At 27.6% G+C, this 18,713-nt stretch carries 18 protein-coding genes; 1 reads left to right on the top strand and 17 read right to left on the bottom strand.

The annotated features are described in order from the left end of the window. Positions 1-11: 11 nt before the first annotated feature. The 13 genes from BHW04_RS01965 to BHW04_RS01905 form a co-directional block, all read right to left on the bottom strand. Positions 12-2,228, bottom strand: a complete 2,217-nt coding sequence (locus BHW04_RS01965) for a stage V sporulation protein D (protein WP_302631284.1) — start codon at positions 2,226-2,228, stop codon at positions 12-14. A gap of 129 nt (positions 2,229-2,357) precedes the next feature. After that, positions 2,358-3,008 (bottom strand): HAD family hydrolase, encoded by a 651-nt coding sequence (locus BHW04_RS01960; protein WP_022212970.1) that lies wholly within the window; start codon positions 3,006-3,008, stop codon positions 2,358-2,360. A 147-nt stretch (positions 3,009-3,155) separates the two neighbouring features. After that, a complete protein-coding gene (locus BHW04_RS01955) occupies positions 3,156-4,103 on the bottom strand; it encodes a siderophore ABC transporter substrate-binding protein (RefSeq protein WP_022212971.1) in 948 nt (315 codons plus the stop codon). A gap of 87 nt (positions 4,104-4,190) precedes the next feature. Next, the gene (locus BHW04_RS01950; RefSeq protein ID WP_186835234.1) at positions 4,191-4,946 is read right to left on the bottom strand and encodes an iron ABC transporter ATP-binding protein; all 756 of its coding nucleotides are present in this window, start codon (positions 4,944-4,946) and stop codon (positions 4,191-4,193) included. Positions 4,947-4,983: 37 nt separating this feature from the next. Further along, positions 4,984-5,952 carry an iron chelate uptake ABC transporter family permease subunit gene (locus BHW04_RS01945; RefSeq protein ID WP_302631342.1) on the bottom strand — a complete coding sequence of 323 codons (969 nt, stop codon included), beginning with the start codon at positions 5,950-5,952 and terminating at the stop codon, positions 4,984-4,986. Then, entirely contained in the window at positions 5,952-6,896 is a 945-nt protein-coding gene (locus BHW04_RS01940) for an ABC transporter permease (RefSeq protein WP_302698679.1), read from the bottom strand. The genes BHW04_RS01945 and BHW04_RS01940 overlap by 1 nt, the downstream gene beginning before the upstream one ends. Before the next feature lie 94 nt (positions 6,897-6,990). Further along, positions 6,991-7,434 (bottom strand): ATP-binding protein, encoded by a 444-nt coding sequence (locus BHW04_RS01935; protein ID WP_302698677.1) that lies wholly within the window; start codon positions 7,432-7,434, stop codon positions 6,991-6,993. 360 nt (positions 7,435-7,794) lie between these two features. Further along, entirely contained in the window at positions 7,795-8,316 is a 522-nt protein-coding gene (locus BHW04_RS01930; RefSeq protein WP_022212976.1) for a phosphatase PAP2 family protein, read from the bottom strand. Positions 8,317-8,436: 120 nt separating this feature from the next. Next, positions 8,437-9,006 (bottom strand): hypothetical protein, encoded by a 570-nt coding sequence (locus BHW04_RS01925; protein WP_022212977.1) that lies wholly within the window; start codon positions 9,004-9,006, stop codon positions 8,437-8,439. 166 nt (positions 9,007-9,172) lie between these two features. Further along, positions 9,173-10,375: an alanyl-tRNA editing protein gene (locus BHW04_RS01920; protein WP_022212978.1), complete on the bottom strand. Its 1,203-nt coding sequence runs from the start codon at positions 10,373-10,375 to the stop codon at positions 9,173-9,175. Further along, positions 10,356-11,093: a DUF975 family protein gene (locus tag BHW04_RS01915; protein ID WP_022212979.1), complete on the bottom strand. Its 738-nt coding sequence runs from the start codon at positions 11,091-11,093 to the stop codon at positions 10,356-10,358. Before BHW04_RS01915 ends, BHW04_RS01920 begins: the two co-directional genes overlap by 20 nt. A gap of 120 nt (positions 11,094-11,213) precedes the next feature. Beyond that, positions 11,214-11,567, bottom strand: a complete 354-nt coding sequence (locus BHW04_RS01910; protein ID WP_022212980.1) for an arsenate reductase family protein — start codon at positions 11,565-11,567, stop codon at positions 11,214-11,216. A gap of 150 nt (positions 11,568-11,717) precedes the next feature. Next, entirely contained in the window at positions 11,718-11,924 is a 207-nt protein-coding gene (locus tag BHW04_RS01905; RefSeq protein WP_022212981.1) for a hypothetical protein, read from the bottom strand. Between the two features lie 233 nt (positions 11,925-12,157). On the opposite strand from BHW04_RS01905, the gene BHW04_RS01900 reads away from it, so the two are divergent. Beyond that, positions 12,158-12,967 carry a tetratricopeptide repeat protein gene (locus tag BHW04_RS01900; protein WP_022212982.1) on the top strand — a complete coding sequence of 270 codons (810 nt, stop codon included), beginning with the start codon at positions 12,158-12,160 and terminating at the stop codon, positions 12,965-12,967. 38 nt (positions 12,968-13,005) lie between these two features. On the opposite strand, the gene BHW04_RS01895 is transcribed toward BHW04_RS01900, so the two are convergent. From BHW04_RS01895 to BHW04_RS01880, 4 genes are all read right to left on the bottom strand, one after another. Continuing rightward, a complete protein-coding gene (locus tag BHW04_RS01895; protein WP_022212983.1) occupies positions 13,006-14,169 on the bottom strand; it encodes an AI-2E family transporter in 1,164 nt (387 codons plus the stop codon). Between the two features lie 237 nt (positions 14,170-14,406). Next, positions 14,407-15,834: a glycoside hydrolase family 32 protein gene (locus tag BHW04_RS01890; RefSeq protein WP_022212984.1), complete on the bottom strand. Its 1,428-nt coding sequence runs from the start codon at positions 15,832-15,834 to the stop codon at positions 14,407-14,409. A gap of 4 nt (positions 15,835-15,838) precedes the next feature. Then, on the bottom strand, positions 15,839-16,810 hold the full coding sequence (locus BHW04_RS01885; RefSeq protein WP_022212985.1) for a carbohydrate kinase family protein: 972 nt from the start codon (positions 16,808-16,810) through the stop codon (positions 15,839-15,841). Positions 16,811-17,029: 219 nt separating this feature from the next. After that, positions 17,030-18,361, bottom strand: a complete 1,332-nt coding sequence (locus tag BHW04_RS01880; RefSeq protein ID WP_022212986.1) for an FAD-dependent oxidoreductase — start codon at positions 18,359-18,361, stop codon at positions 17,030-17,032. Positions 18,362-18,713 lie beyond the last annotated feature (352 nt).

Here is an 18,713-nt window from a genome sequence, read left to right as displayed (position 1 = left end):
TATTTCCTCCACTAATATTCAGATTCTTCCTTAAATACTAATTTCACTTTTGTACCACTACTTATTAATTCTCCGCTAGAAATACTCTGCTCAACAACTTTTCCACTTCCTTCATATTCATATTGAAGTCCTAAATTATCTAAAAGGTTAATGGCAAATTCCACTGTTGTTCCAGCAAGATCTGGCATAATTATTTTATTGTCTATTGAAGATTTAGCAGATGCTGTTAATTTTATCTTTGAACCAGCTTTTACAGTAGTTCCTGGATATGGGTTTATAGAAACAATAGTATTTCCCTCTCCCTCAACTTCACATCCTAAATCATTTTCTTCTAAAATAGTTTTAGCCTCTTCTACTGATTTTCCTCTTATTTCAGGTATAACTACATCTTTTGAAATTGAGTAACTAGCTTTACCTGTCGGAGACTCAATATATGAGAATATATAAGAAAATAATTTTTTCATCAGTGGTGATGCTACTTGTCCACCATAATACACACCTGTACTTGGCTCATCAACTGATATATATACCGTTAATTGAGGATCATCTACTGGTGTCATTGCAACCATTGATGCAATATATTTATCAGCTGAATATGCTCCTGTAGTTGGATCAACCTTTTGAGCTGTTCCTGTTTTTCCTCCAATATCGTATCCTTGGACAAAAGTCCCTGCTCCAGCATCTTGTGTAGCAGTCCTTTCAAGATACTCTCTTAAAGTTGCGGATGTTTTCTCTGAAAGCACATTTTCTGTACTCTTTCCTTCTATTGTCTTATCAACAATAGTATTTCCATTAGAATCTTTATGAGTTATTTCTTTTACAATATGAGGCTGTATTAAAGTTCCACCATTAGCAACTGCATTAACTGCTGTTAAAAGCTGAAGAGCATTTAATGTATTAGTTTGTCCAAATGCTATTGTTGCTAAATCAATATCACTGATACTATTGGTACTTTTCACAATACCTTCTGCTTCACCTGGTAAATCTATTCCTGTAATACTCCCAAAACCTAATTTTTTAATATACTCATTTAACTTTTCAGCACCTAATCTTGCACCTAATTCCATAAATCCAACATTACATGAATTTTTAAGTATTTCTGCTGCTGTTTGTGCACCATGCCCTGACAAGTTCCAACAATGAACCTGAACATCTCCAAAGGTCTTACTTCCATTACAAACAAACACATCATCATCATGAATTAATCCTTCTTCCATAGCAGCAGCCATGGTAATTATTTTAAATGTAGATCCTGGTTCATAAGTATCACTTACAATAGAATTTCTCCACATATTTTGAATTTTATCATTTTCAGTGTCTCCTTCAAAGTTTTCATATTCTTCATATGGGCTATTGGGATCATATCCTGGTGCATTTGCCATAGCTAATATTTCTCCATTATTAGGATTCATTATTGTTATGGATACTCGCTTTGCTTTATGTGTTTCAAGGCCTTCTTTAGCTACAAGTTCTGCATAATATTGAAGATTTTCATCAATGGTAGTAACAATGTCCTTCCCATTTATTGCATTAGTTTGTTTTCCACTTACAAATGGAAGATCATTAGAATAAGCATCAATACCTCCTATACGTATTCCTGATAGTCCACTTAAATAATCATCATATTGAAGCTCTAATCCTGTTAATCCTACACCTTCTGAATTGATTGTACCTAAAACTTGAGATAAATAATTACCATTAGGATAATATCTTTCTATTTCATCATAATAAACTAACCCAGCAATTTCTAAAGCTTTTACCTTATCTATAGCATCTTTTTCAAGTCCTTTAGATAAAATTATAAATTTATTTTCTTTATCACTGAGCTTTTTATAAATATTATCATAGGAAGTACCTATCGCTTCAGCTATATTGGCAGATACTTTCTCTATAGTGGTTTTTTCATCATCAACATATGCTCTTAATGTATCCATATCTACTTCAATTCTATAAACATTAGTTGATGTAACTAGAATAGAACCATTTCTATCTACTATATTACCTCTCATAGCCGTTAAATTCATTTCTGATTTCCATTCTGTTTCAGCTTTCTCTGCTAACTCTGAACCCTTTATAATAGTAAGATATAACATTCTTAAAAGTAAAACTACTATTACTACACCTATAGATATGCCTACAAGTATTAATCTATCAATGGACTGTTCATTGATTTTTTTTAACTCAAAAGGCTTTATTTTTTTCCTTTTTTTCTTTCTTAATTTATTCATTTTTCTACCTCTATAATATTAATAAAAAATTATACATTATTGTTTACCCTTTATTTTTAATAAAAATTGTTTATAATCTACATTTTTATTTACTACTGTTATATTAATGTACCTACCTTAACTTTAATACTATTTGATAATTTCACTTAATAATTCTTCTGAAGTATATACTATTTTATTTGCCCCAGCAGCAGATAATTCTCTAGCACCTCTAAATCCCCACGCAACACCAATGGAAAAAAGACCGGCATTTTTTCCTGTAAACATATCAACATCGGAATCTCCAATATAAACTGCTTCTTCTTTTTTACATTTAAAATGATTTAATGTCTCTATTACAGTTGTTGGATCTGGCTTTGCCAAGTATCCTTCTCTCTTTCCAAAAACTATATCAAAAGATTTACCAAAATATCTTTCTACTATTTCAACTGCAAATTCATGTGGTTTATTGGAAACAACTGCTGTTTTTATTCCTATTTCTTTTAAAGCTATTAATAATTCTTCTATACCATCATATGGCTTAGTAAAATCACTCTTATGCTTTTCATAGTATTTTTTAAATTCTGTTAAAACTTTATCTACCGTTTCACCATCTTTTTTATCCATTGGCAATGCTCTTTCCACTAGCTTATATACTCCATTTCCAAGAAAATATTTATATTCATCAATTTGATGTTCTGAAAAGCCATGCGACCTTAAGGCAAAATTACAAGCATCAGCCAAATCTTTCAAAGTGTTTAATAACGTCCCATCTAAATCAAAAATTGCTACCTTATACATTAGATCACCTTTTATATAATATTTTTCTATTCATTATCTCATAAATATTTAAATAAATCTATAACTCAACAAATGTAATTTTTACATATATATCTTTATATTATAAAAAGTCTTTGCTATTAATTGCAAAGACTTTTTATATTTATATTATGCTTTTACTGCTGATAAAACTTCTTCTATCATATTTAAAGTTGAAGTATATCCACCTGATACTGTATACCAGTTAACTGAATTTAAATACACTATATTTCCATTTTTATAAGCATCTGTTTGTTTTGTTAATTCATTTTCAATAATTGACTGAGCTGTTATGTCTTTAGAACCTGTAATTGAATTTCTGTCAATTACAAATATATATCCTGGATTTTTTTCAACTAAATATTCAAATGTAACTTCTTGTCCATGTGTAGAGTCATCAATATTTTCATCTGCTGCTTTAATTCCTAATTCATTGTGAATAAGTGCAAATCTTGATTTTGCACCATAAGCACTGATATTTCTTCCATTAACCATTATTATTGATGCATTAATATCTTTCTTTGCTATTTCAGCATTCGCTTCTTTAACTTTTTGTGCTACTTCTTCAATTATTTCTGTAGCTTTTTCTTCTTTATCAAATATATCACCAAACATTGTTGCCGTTTTATTAAAACTATTTATATAATCTGCACCATCACTTTCTACATATACAGTTGGTGCTATTTCAGAAAATTCTTCATAATAATCAGACATTCTTCCAGCCATTACAATTAAGTCTGGATTTAATTCATTAATGGCCTCTAAATCTGGTTCTTTTACACTACCAACATTAGTATATTGTTCTCCTGAAAACTCTTCTAAATATTCAGGTAAAGTTCCTGATTTAGGTAAACCAACTATATTTACATCCATTTCACTAAGTACGTCTAATGCTCCAAAGTCTAATACTACTACATTTTTAGGTGCTTCATTTAAAACAGTAGTTCCTAATTTATGTGTAACCTCTATAGCTCCTTCACTATATTTACTTTCTACTTTATTCCCCTTAAGTAAATATGCTCCTCCAGCTATTACTACAGCCGCTGCTGCAACTATTGCTAAAACTTTTTTATTCATTATTATTCCTCCTAAAATTAACTTTAATATTTTATAATGAATTTCATTATCAATAAATTCTTTTAAAAAATAAGCAAGGCTTATTTTTTAGAAATAAATACATATTTTTTTATCTTCAATATCTTGTATTTTAAATTCTGTATTATATAAATCTTCTAATACTTCATTATTAATGATGGATAAAGTTTCACCTTGCTTATACATTTTTCCATTTTTTAAAGCTACAATTATATCTGAATAGCATGATGCAAAATTAATATCATGTAACACAGTAACTACTGTTTTTCCTAAATCATCTACAAGCCCTCTAATAACCTTCATCATTTGTACACAATGCTTCATATCTAAATTATTTAATGGTTCATCTAGAAATATATATTCTGTGTCTTGTGCAATTACCATTGCTATATACGCCCTTTGTTTTTGTCCACCACTTAACTCATCTAAATATCTATGCTCAATATCTTCAAGCTGCATATATTTAATGGCTTTATCTATAAACTCATTATCTACTTCTGTTATATTACCTTGAGAATGTGGAAATCTTCCAAACTCAACAAGTTCTCTTATTGTTAAACGTAAATTAACATCATTTGCTTGTTTTAATATTGAAATTCTTTTTGAAAGTTCTCTATTATCCCATTTAGATAATTCAACATCATCTATAATAACTTGTCCTTCATCCATATCCATTAATCTTGTTATCATTGATAAAACCGTACTTTTACCTGCACCATTTGGTCCAATTAACGAAATCATCTTTCCCTTTTCTATGTTTAAAGATACATTATCAACTACTTTTGTATTTCCATATTTTTTAGTTAAATTTCTTACTTCTATCATAGCGATTCTCCCTTACTTTAAAAATTTTTCTTATTCTCTAAAGTTTTGATTCTTTAAGCAATAGATATAAGAAATATAATCCTCCTATAAAGTTTATTATTACTCCTAATGTTGTAGTGAATCTAAATATTCTTTCAACAAATATAAGTCCCACTATTATGCTACAAACACTTATTAATATTGAAGTAATAATTAAATATTTATGTTTAAAACTTTTCACTATTTGATATGTTACATTTACAACTATAAGTCCTAAGAATGTTAATGGTCCTACTAATGCTGTAGACATTGCTGTCATAACAGCAACTACTATTAAAAGCTTTTTCATAACTTTATCATAGTTTACCCCTAAATTTATAGCTTGTTCTTTTCCCAATGCCATCACATCAAGTAGTTTTAATTCATCATATATAAAAGGAAGTATACATAAAATTATCAGAATACATAAAATAATTATATCAGTATTTACATTATTAAAACTTGCTATAAGCTTACTTTGTAATGTTAAATACTCATTAGGATCAATAATCACTTGCATAAATGATGTAAGACTGCTAAAAAATGTTCCCAATATTAATCCCACTAATAATAAATGCATTATTCCATTATTATTTCTTCCAAAAACAAACTTATATAGTAAAGTTGAAATAATCAACATTCCTATTAACGATAAAATAAAATTTAAATTTTTATTGGTCATTACAATACTTGTACTACCAAATGCAAAAACAACTATGGTTTGTATAAAGCTATATACTGAGTCTAACCCCAATACACTAGGTGTCAAAATTCTATTATTGCATATTGTCTGAAATATGATTGATGAAAATGCAATTGCTCCACCACTTAAAGATATTGCTATGAGCTTTGGAATTCTTTTTGATAAAAGATAATCCATATTATTTTTATTCATACCAATAACAACAAAAACTATAGATGCTATTATTGTAAGTATTAATAATACAATTATCTGATTTTTTGCTTTTTTGTCCCTGCTAATTTGCATTATTTTTTCCTCCTCATAACTAAGTATAAGAACATCGCACTACCTATAACTCCTACAGTAAGTCCAATTGAAACTTCATATGGAGCAATAATAAATCTTCCAATTATGTCACATAGAAGTACAAAACTTCCTCCAAAAAGGCATGTCTCAACTAGCGAATTTTTTAGATTGTCTCCTTTAGATATACTTACTAGATTAGGAACAATAAGTCCTAAGAAAGGAATATTACCAACCATAACTAACGTTAGTGCTGATACTGCTGAAACTAATATCAATCCTATATTTACTATTCTTTCATGATTTAAGCCTAAATTGGTAGCAAAACTCTCTCCCATTCCTGCAATTGTAAACTTGTTTGCATATATAAAAGCTAATATAATTGCTGGTATACATAAATAAAGCAACTCATAATTTCCCTTCATTACAGTAGAAAAGCTTCCTTGAAACCATGCATTTAATGATTGATTCATATCTTTATAGTAAGATATAAATGATGTTATGGAGCTAAAAAGATTTCCAAACATCATACCTACTAAAGGTACAAAGATTATATTCTTTACTTTTAACTTTTTTAATATGGTCATAAATATTAAAGATCCTAATAATGCAAAGACAAATGAAAAAATAGCTTTTGATATTACTCCTGCCTTTGGCATAAATAACATAGCAAACATCAAGCCCATTTTAGCTGAATCCATAGTCCCTGCCGTTGTAGGTGATGTAAACTTATTTCTACTTATCTGCTGCATTATAAGACCACTTATACTTAGTCCCATACCAGCAATTATTATACTGATAAGCCTTGGCAATCTACTTATTAAAATTATCTGCACCTTACTGCTGTCACCAGCTAATATGTCTTTAATACTTATATTGCTTACTCCTATAAACAACGAAATAAACGATAATATTACTAAAGCTATTGCTAAATATCTTTTTTTCATTTTATCCTCCGCATTTTATTTATATATATATTGATAATCATTATCATCTACTTCAGTATAATACAATATCATAGTATTTTTGTCAACATTATTTTTACAAAAACATAAAAAAACAACCATTTTTTCTAATAATGGCTGCTTTTTGGAATTCTATCGAAAACTCTACAGAATTTTCTTTTGAATTCATATTATATTTAATATTTTTATTTTTATCAAAAATAGTTTTTACTATATATAAACCAAGCCCTGTTCCACCAGTCTTTCTATTTCTCGATTTATCAACTCTATAAAAAGCATCAAATACTTTTTTAAGTTCAGCTTCTTCAATAGTTACCCCTGTGTTTTCCACAGTAATTTTGTGAAGTTGTTCTTTTATTATTATATTTTCTCCATTTGGCGTATGAGTAATTTCATCTTGACCGTCAACTTCGATATAATTATCAAAATCAAGTTTTGCCATTTTCTTAGCTGCTTCATTTATTTTTATAAGTGGCTTACTGATAGCTCTTGAATAATATGTGGATATTACCAATGCCATCACAAGTCCCACCAATATTGCAAATAGTAAAAATAAAGATACTATTGTTGTTGCTTCATCTATTGGTTTTACAGATACATGTACCCTTAAAACACAATACTTATCTAAGCTTTTAATATATAACTCATTGACAATATTATCAGCTAAATTTATGATAATAATTATATTACCTCATTAAAAATTATCCTGTTTTCATATATGAAAATTGGATATGGAAAATATCTTTATCCTAAAGAGACTCTTGATGAAATCAAAGAATTTTTTACCAATAAATTTAATGATCTTTTCCCCAATAAGCTTGTTAAATATATAATTTAAAAAAATAGGAACATATTAAGGTAAACCTTAATATATTCCTATTTAACTAAACATAGTGACTATTATTGTTCCTGAAAAAACTCCCAGTATTATTCCACCTATAACATCAGATAAATAATGAACTCGTAAATATAATCTTGAAAAAGATATTAAAACAGCTATAGCAACTATTAAAGATGTAAGTCTCATATCAGTTCTTATAAATACAGTAGCTGCTGCAAAAGAAGATGCTGTATGACCTGAAGGAAAAGAGTATGTTCCTGGATGAGGAATCAATAATTTTGCTATTTTATTTTTTATAAATGGTCTCCTTCTCTTTACTATATGTTTAATTATTCCTTCACCTAATATAGACGCTAATACTATGGCCAATAATAGCATAATGGCTACATTAGTATACTTCTTTCTACTAAACAAGAAAAAAGAAATTATAATCCATATAATACCTAAATCGCCACTTAAAGTAATTGCTATCATTAATTTATCTAGAAATTTGTTCTTATTATAGATAAATCCTATGATTTTTTCGCCAAAAGCATCTATCTTATAAATTAAATCTTTCATTTATACTCTCCTGATAAATATACATATATATTTTTACCAAATATGCTGAAAGTATACTATAATTATAAACTAAACAGAAAAGTTGAAAAATTCAACTTTTCTATTTAAAAGAATATATGACTATCTGCATTGAAACATATTATACATATACATTATCCTTCTTCTAAATTCTTGCTGTGCTTTCATATACCCCATCCTATATCCTACCTGCATGCCCTTTTGATATTCCATACAAGGCATCTTCCTTGGTTTTTTATGGTGCTTCTTTGGCTTACATTCATAATTCTCTAAGCAATTTTCTTTATTATAATAATTATAATTTTCTTCTACATTACATTTTTCTTCTATATTATATTTTTCTTCTGCATTACATTTTTCTTCTATATTATATCTTTCTTCTGCATTACATTTTTCTTCTACATTACATTTACACTGCTCAATACAAGGCTCTTCTTCATAACACTCTTGAAAACTGCTTATAATGAATTCTGCATGATTATTACAACATCCTTTAGAATATGAAGTTTGATCTATATCTACACAATCAACATTATCATTGGTACTACAACATTGTATATCATCTTCACCAATTCTGCAATCAAATTTCCCACTGTCTTCAGCCTGTTCAAAACCTCTTACATCACATATATCTTCAAACTCTTCATATTCTCTTGGTTTCTCATAGTACATAATTATATCTCCTTTGTGATATATTTTTTATATTTTATTATATGAAAGTTAAAAATAAATGTTATTATTTGTTTCATTATGAAAATAAAATAGACAGTACTAAAATATATTAGTGCTATCTATTCATACTGATATTCAAAGTAATAAATCTAAGTATTCAATTTAATTATTTTAATTGTTTATTTATTTTCATCACTGCATATTCCATTGCAGATTTAAGATTGCTATTATTCTTTCCACCACCTTGGGCTTGATTGTGACTTCCACCGCCTCTACCATCAATTAAACTTATAGCGTCTTTTAAAAGGTCATTCATAGAAACATCTTTAACTTGGGCAGAAGATTTAAATATCATATTAGCTTTATCATCTTGTACTAAAGCAAATAATACAATAGCTTTACTTCTTTCTGTAATTCTATCTGCTAATTTAATAAGATTTTTCATATCTGTATCTTTATATATATTTTTTATAATTGAAATATCCTTTATTTTTTCTGAACTTTCTAGCATTTCAATAATCTGATAATCCGATAACTTAATATTTAAGCTCTTATTTTCATCACTTAACTCTTTTATATGGTTTGATAAATTGTTAATAGTATTAATAACATCATCTTTTCCACAGCTTAGATATTTACAAATATCATTGCTAAAATTATCAACTTTCAAATAATCATTAAAAGCTCTATTTCCTACTAGATATTCAATTCTTGTATTTCCTTTATGCTTTTGCCATTTTTTTATTTTTATTATTCCTAAATCTAATGTTGAAGAAGGATGTACTCCACAACAAGCATTAATATCTAAATGACCAATTTTAACTATCCTTATCTCTTCATTAGTATTTGGTAAATCTCTTCTAATTTTAATTTTTTTCAATTCTGACTTTGTAGGCGTAAGCATTTCTACTTTAATATTTTCTCTAATGCAATCATTTGCTTTAATTTCTGCCTGCCTTATTTGTTCTTCTGTCAGTATTCCTTGAATATCTACCGTTGCAATTTCTTTTCCAACATGAACACTGACAGTATTAGCATTAAATAGCTGATAAAAACATCCTGATAAAACATGCTGTCCTAAATGATGCTGCATTCCATCTAATCTTCTTGCCCAATCTATGGAACATTTTACTCTATGTATTTTAATAAGTTTTTTCTCTAAAACATGATATACTTCCCCATTTTTTTCATATACATCTACTACTGGTATTTTTTCAATAAATCCTAAATCATTTTGCTGCCCGCCTCCGCCAGGAAAAAAAGCAGTTTCATTAAGCTTAACATGATATTTATCATCTATTTCTTCAATTGCTTCTACTTCAGCTACAAATTCCTTCTTATACTGATCTTCATAATATATTTTTCTCATGCTGCACCTCCACATTAATATTTTTTACTTCTTCATAGAAGTTTGCATTTGCAAGCATTGAATAAGGATTTACCCATAAAGTAGCTATACCTAAAGTAAATATTGAAAATATCCACCAACCAATAAAAGAGATTTGTAGTTTAAAATACTTAAATTTAAATCCCTTCATCATCTTTCTACTTTTCTTCATGCATTCAATTACTTTTATTTCCTGTTCTTCAACCATTATATAGTTAACTTGTGAATAAATTATATCAATAAAAAATAAAAAAATTGATATTGCTAATAAAATCATAAATATTAAAGTAATACTACTAACTGATAACTTTGTGCTCATTACATCTGCTGGTAATAAGCCTTTTATAATTAAAATTGATATTAACATGATTAAAGATTGAAAAATAAATATTATTAAGCTCATGGTAAATACTTTTAAAAATATATTAAATTGTGAAAATAAATCTGATATCTTTGGTTCTTCTTTTCCTTGAACCATATTTAACAAGAACTTACATCTTCCTGCTTGTATTGGGGCAGAAATAAATAAGTACCCTATTGCAAATAGTAAAGAAAACAGTAATATATTATCATCTGTAATATCCAACATTACATTTACTATATTAAGTAAAATTGTCGAAAGTAATATTGTTCCAACCGCTAGTCCCATTCTATCCTTAAGCTGTCTTCTAGCTTTACTTCTTATGATGTAGTTTTCCATATAAATGTCTCCTTCCACTTAGTATTTTAACATATTACTGAAATATTGTATATTAATGCTAATCTTATCTTACCTTTAATTTAAAATAGAACTGCCATATATACAGTTCTACTACTTCTTTTATATAATTTCTTTATAATTTTCTTCTTTAAATCCTACAAGCACTATATCTTCTGTAACTAATAGCGGTCTCTTTACTAGCATTCCATTAGTGGATAATATTTCAATCATCTCTTCCTTTGACATAGTCTTTATCTTATCTTTTAAATTCATTTCTCTGTATAAAACACCAGATGTATTAAAAAACTTTCTTGGTTCTAAACCACTTTTATCCATCCATAAAGATAATTCTTCCGCTGTTGGATTTTCTTCTACTATATTTCTATTAACAAATTCTACATTGTTTTCTTTTAAAAACTTTTCTGCCCTTTTGCATGTGCTGCACTTAGGGTAATTAACAAATATTTTGCTCATCTTCCTATGTCCCTTCTAAAAATGTAACTTTTACTATAGTCTATCAATTTTTTTTATGATAGTAAATATTTTTTAGCAAGTACTTTTTAATATTTATATTTCAAATAAGTTAATCAATAAATATTTTCTATAACTTTATGGATTAACTTATTAATTCATCTGCTCAATCTTAGATATTACATTCATAAAACCAAAGTTTTTAAAGAACTTTTCTACTGCTTCATGTTTATCCTTAGCATAAACATAACCTAATTCATCTTGAAAGTAAAAATCATTTATAATATCACCTACTGGATTACTCTTCTTCTTTTTGATACAATAATATACTTTAAACTTATGTTCTAAATTATTAATCATAAATATATAGATAAAATTTATCTATTTTTCACCTCACATAATATATTTTATAATTAATTATCGTAATATTATCTATAAAACTTCATAAAATCAGCATAAAAAAATATTGTTTTTTTATTTGAAAATTATTCCGCTACATTTATCAAAAATAATCTAAAAAATATTTTCTTTAGTATTTTTGTAATTTATTGTATAATATTCTTTAATAATTATTAAATATATAGGTGGTTAAAATGGGAAATATAAAACAATCTACAATTTATATCTTATTTTTTATTATAATATTTTTAGTAACATTGTCTATTAATAAGATTCTAGCCATAACCTTGTTATTAGTAGCTCTATGCATACTTCTTGGTAAAAACATCTATTTACGAAAAATTATAAAAGCAAACAAATTATATTCTGGCAAAAATTACTCAGAAGCTTTAAAGCTTTACCGCCAAACTGTAAATAGAAAAAATATTCCTGGCTTTATTGTTAACAATTATTTAATTATGGAACTTAAATATGGAGATTGCACTATAGCCCAAAACTATATTAACTCTCTATCTTTGAATAATTCTAAAATTAAATCTGCTGATTTACTATCTATTAAGATATCTAAATCATTAGTTGCTTGGAAAAATAACAAATCAGATGAAGCTATAAATTATCTTAAAGAACTTTTAGAAGAAAGTGAAACAACTTATCTTTATGAAACACTTACTTCTCTACTTATTGTAAATAATAAATTAGATGATGCCTTAACTATTATAGATAAAGGCCTAAATTATAACGATACTAGTAATGTTCTTAAATCAAATTTTGCTGAAGCTAATTATTTATTAGGAAACTATAATGTGGCTGAAGTAAAGTTTAAAGAGCTTGTTGATAGTAATGTATCCTTTATGGAACCTTATTATTATTTAGGATTAATTCTACTTAATAATAATGAAAATGATGCTGCCTTAGAAATATTAAAAAAGGCTACCTTATTTAACGATTCATTAGTATCACTTGTAAACTGTGAAAAAATTAAAAACTTAATTACTTCTATATAAATAAAAAGATAGTTCATTCACTATCTTTTTATTTATATCTATTTATATTTTTCTGTTTCAACTGGCAATCCTTTTGCCTTTAGTCTTCTCTCTACGTTTTCTTTAATTATTGAATAAATTATTGCAAATATAGGTACACCTATTATCATTCCTATAAGTCCTAGAAATTTTGCAAATATAAGTAGTGAAAATAATATCCAAAATGCTGATATTCCAATGGAATCTCCTAATATTTTAGGTCCTATTATATTACCATCAATTTGTTGTATAACTAATATTATTCCAATAAACCATAATGCTTTAATTGGAGATACACATAAGATTATAATAGCTGATGGAATCGCTCCAAAGAACGGTCCAAAGAATGGTATTATATTAGTTATACCAATAACAACTGATATAAGAAGTATATATGGCATCTTAAATATTGTTAATATTATAAAAGTCAGTATACCTATTATTAATGAATCTAAAATTTTACCACTTAAAAACTTACCAAAAGTCTCATTACTTCTTTGAGCTAATTCTACTATTCTCTTTGATCTTTCTGCTGAAAAAATACTGAAAGTGACCTTTCTTGATAAAGCTATAAACTTTTCCTTATCTATCAATATATAAATTGATACTATTATTCCAATTATTACATTTAAAATACTTGAACCTAGCGTCATAATGAAATTACCTATAACAGGTATAAGGTTTGTCAGTAAAGTAATGATATAGTTTAATAGTTCATTCCATTTTTCAACTATCATATTCATATATTTGCTTTCTAAATTAAATTTTTCACTGATTTCTGTAATAACATGGCTTGCATCATTAACATATTGAGGAATGTTATTAGCTAACCCTACTATACTGTCTACTAATTGCGGCAATACAAACTGCATGAATAAAGATATCACTATAATAGCTGTTAAATAAGAAAGTAATAACCCTATTCCCCTTCTATATTTTCTATTTAGTTTATTTAGATATTTTAATTCAAAAACTACTTTTTCATAAAAATTCAATATAAAATTAATTATATATGCTATTGCTGAACCTATTATAAATGGCTGCATTGTTGCAATCATTCCACTAAACTTAATTTTTAAGTCTTCTGCTTGAGATGCCATAAGATATACTATTATGCTTGATGATATTACTAAAAATGCATAAATAGCTATGGTCGTATATTTTTTATTCCATTCTACTTTCATTTTGCCCCTCCATATAGTCTTTAGTATTATTTCCAGTATATCATAAAAAAACTGCTATAGACATTTTTTTATCTTTTTATTATTGATTATTTTTATGATGATTATAAATATAAAACGGAATCCCTGCAAGCATCAAGACGAATCCCCACATTACTATTTCTACACCTGAGCCACTTATTTCCTTATTTTTTTTATAGTAATAAAGAGTTGATTTAATATCAACTCTTTATTACTATACTAAATATTCCATCTTTTTATTACAGCTGTACCTTTACCTGAAAGAATAATATCACTATCTAAGCTCTCATTATAAACTCTAGTAGTGAACACTTCTTCACCATCATTAATGAATATTTCCATAGATGAATTGTCACTAAATATATCTATGCTTCTAAGATTACTTATATAAGCAGCTCTTTCATCTCTACCATATCCACTGTCTCCTTGTATAAGTTTAAATACACCTTCTGTGAAAGATACTACACAATCTTCTCTAAGCTTCATACTAAACTTGCTACATTGCTCTAAATCAATTCTTAACTCAAAGGTATTTCTATCTATGATATTTAAAACATTGTTATTATCTAAGTCTACTTTACTTTCAATTAAATCTTTTCTTAAAGTTTCTAATTCCTTTAATGGTAATTGATACAGTTTATTATTTATTATCTTTAATTCTCTTGGCAAAGTCAGTTGATGTTGCCAATAGTTTTCCACTGTTGGATTTTTATGTTCTATTGCATCAGGAACACCCATCCAACCAATCATTATTCTTCTTCCTTTTGCATCTTCAAAAGTTTGAGGTGCATAGAAGTCAAAACCTCTGTCTAGTTCTACAAAGTTTCCTAACTTTAGTTCTTTTTTATCATTTACAAAGTTTCCAAAGGCATATCCACTTTGATAAACATTATTATATTTAAATCCATCAGCTTTTAATCCTTGTGGTGAAAACATAAAGACAGTCTTGCCATCTACATAGAATAAATCAGGGCATTCCCACATATATCCCATATTTTCTTCTCCACCAGCTGGTACTGAATGTAACGTCCAATTATAAAGATCTGATGATTTATATAATAATACATATCCTTTATCATCCTTACCTCTTGCTCCAAGAACCATATAGTAAGTTCCATCTTCTTCCCAAACTTTTGGATCTCTCACATGAAGTGACATATTTTCTGGAAAGTCTGAATTCCTTAAAAGAATCTTCTTTTCTGAAAACTCTATTCCATCTTTACTTGTAACTAACATTACATTTTGCTCTCTTCCTGTAAGTATATAATCATGCTCACCATCATGTTTAACATTCCCTGTATAGAAGAAATACATTGTATCATCTTTTACAAATGCTGATCCAGAGTATACTCCATCCTTATCCTCCTTCACATCTGGATATATGGCAATATCTCTTTCCTGAAAATGCACTAAATCCTTAGATACAAAATGTCCCCAAAATTTCATACCACCTTTAGCTTCTAAAGGTGAATATTGATAAAAGACATGATATTCATCATTAAATTGACAAAGTCCATTAGGATCATTTATCCAACCAATTGGTGCCATTATATGATATTTACTTCTCCACTTATCTGAAAGAATCTTTGGCATATTATTATCTATATGCTCTTTAATTTTTTGCTCATATTCCGCTCTAGTAATCATATACTTACCTCTCACTGATTTTTGCTAAAACTTCTTCTTTTAATGGTAATGCACCTATAGCACCTTTTTTACATACAGTTAAAGCTGCTGTAGCATTAGAAAAAGTTAATATTTCTTGTACTTTTTCTTCTGATAAATCTACTAATTGCTCTAATGAATATTCCCCTTCTGCCACTTGATATAATAATGAGCCAATAAATGAATCTCCTGCTCCTGTTGTATCTTGTGCTGAAACTTTAAATGAAGGTGAGAAAATAACTCTTTCCTTAGTTATAAATTCTGCACCATTAGTTCCTTTTGTATATATTATCACCTTTACATCACCAGTTAATAAAAAATCTAAAGCTTCCTTCTCATCTTTTATACCAGTTATAAATTCTAATTCTTCATCACTTATCTTAACTATATTTGATAATGGAAGGAATTCTAGTATTGCCTTTCTGCAATCTTCAGGATTTTTCCATAATGGTAATCTTACATTAGGATCAAAGCTTATTAAACACCCCTTTTCTTTAGCTATTTCTATAGCTCTTCTATGTGCTTCTTTAATAGGTGCATCTATTAAACTTACTGAACAAAAATGCAATATATCTTTTTCATTAAAGTCTTCTACACATATTTCTTCAGCACTTAATAACATATCTGCACTTGGATTTCTATAGAATGAAAAATCTCTTTCTCCATCTTCTCTTAATGATACAAATGCCAGAGCTGTATTAGCTTCATTTGTTCTTGATATTCTTGAAACATCTACACCTAAAGGTTTTACTTCATTTAATATTGCATCACCAAATCCATCTTGTCCAAGCTTTGTAAGCATTTGTGATTTTCCACCTAACTTAGCTACTGCTGCCGCAACATTTAATGGAGCTCCGCCAGGTACTCTTAAAAAGTTTTCTACATCATTTAATGCTCTTCCTTTTTCATGTGGTATAAAATCAATTAATGCTTCACCTATAGCTATTACCTTTTTCATATTATTAATCCTCCTCAATAATCATTTATAAATGTTAATTCTTTTTAACATTTATACAGTTAAGGGAACGTTCCCATTATCCCTAAAAAATATATTAACTTTAAAATATATTATATATTGTAAAATAATTTTAGTCCACCTTTAAAATTTAAAAATCAATTTTAGTTAAAAAGTACATAGCCTTTAACTAAAAAAGGACTCGCTATCCGAGTCCTTTTTTTATAAAGCCTTAAGTGCTACTGCATTTAATAAGCTCCATGGTTTATTGTAGTGTGGTTGGAAGAAGAAATCTGTCATTGCTAATTCTTCTATTGTCATATCATTTTGTATAACAACTGATAAAGTATTCATAAATTGAGTTAAATCTACTTTAGAAATTATCTGTCCACCTAAAACTCTTCTTGTATCTGCATCATAAACAATCTTTATTGTTGCTGGTTCATAAGTTGGCATAAACTCTGGTCTATAATTATCAGTTAATGAAACTGTAGCAATATTCATCTTTGTTGTCGCCTTAGCTACTTCTTCAGTCATTCCTGTTGAAGCTATATTTTGCTCATATATCTTTATTCCTGAAGTTCCTTGAGTTCCCATATACTTAAGTGTTGGTTTAACTATATTTCTAGCAACTAACGTTCCCATTCTTACCGCATTGGTAGCAAGTGGAATATATCTTGTATCCTTAGCAGGGTTATATGTTACAACACAGCAATCTCCAGCTGCAAATACATCTTCTTTGCTTGTTCTCATATATTCATCTATTATAATAGCTCCATTTGGTAATGTATCTAATTTACCTTGAACCAACTTAGTATTAGGAGCAAATCCTATACATAATACTACTAAATCACCTTGATATGTTCCATTTTCAGTAATAACTTCTGTTACTTTACCATTTTCACCATTAAACTTTTGAACTTTTTCTCCAAGTACTAATTTTACTCCTCTATCTGAGAATTCCTTTTCAGCTACATCTGTAAAGTCCTTATCTAAATATTTTGCCATTATTCTCTTTTCAGCATCTATTAGTGTTACGTTTTTACCTTGCATTTCAAATGCTTCAACAAGTTCAACACCAATGTATCCAGCACCAATAATAACAACATTTTTTGCATCTTTTGATTTTTCTATTATATTTAGTGCATGATCATGATTTTTACATAAAACTATATTTTCTAATTCTCCACCTTCAAATCTTGGTACTATTGGCCATGACCCTAAAGTCAATACTAATTTATCGTAATTGTCTTCAAAAACTTCTTCTGTGATTAAATTTTTAACTTTTAAAGTTTTATTTTCAAAGTCTATATCTAATACCTCATGCTTCATATTAGTTACAACACCTAATTTAGCTAAGTTTTCAGGAGAGTTATAAAAAAGACTCTCTGTATCTTCTATTACCTTACCAACATTTAATGCAATACCACATGATAAAAATGATATATTATCATTCTTTTCATATATTGTAATATCACTTTCTGGATAAAGTTCTTTTAAATTAACTACTGATGCTGTTCCTGCATGAGTACATCCAACTACTACTATTTTCATTTAATTCTTCCTCCAAATAAAAAATTTTAATAGATTATGTTTATTAATTAACAATAATTATTCTTTAGATACAGATTACTCTTTTTCTTTCATTTTGTAAATACCTATTTTTAGTTTTTTATTAAAAAATTTTTTTATACATTTCCTTGATTTTTTAAGGATTTAAATAATTATATGTATTTTTTATAACAACTAACTTTTATGTTAATTAATTATCATTTTGGCATTATTTATCTGAACATTTTTTATAATTTCATAAAAAAGTGGCTTTCGCCACGCTCCCTTCGGGAATTTAATTTTAAGTATTCTAAAAGGCATAGAACTAACATCGGTTCTATGCTATATTTTTCCT

The organism is Clostridium sp. 29_15 (assembly GCF_001916075.1).
Lineage (GTDB): Bacteria > Bacillota > Clostridia > Clostridiales > Clostridiaceae > Clostridium > Clostridium lentum.
The sequence above is the reverse complement of the archived record's forward strand: the minus strand, read 5'-3'. Positions and strand labels throughout refer to the sequence as shown.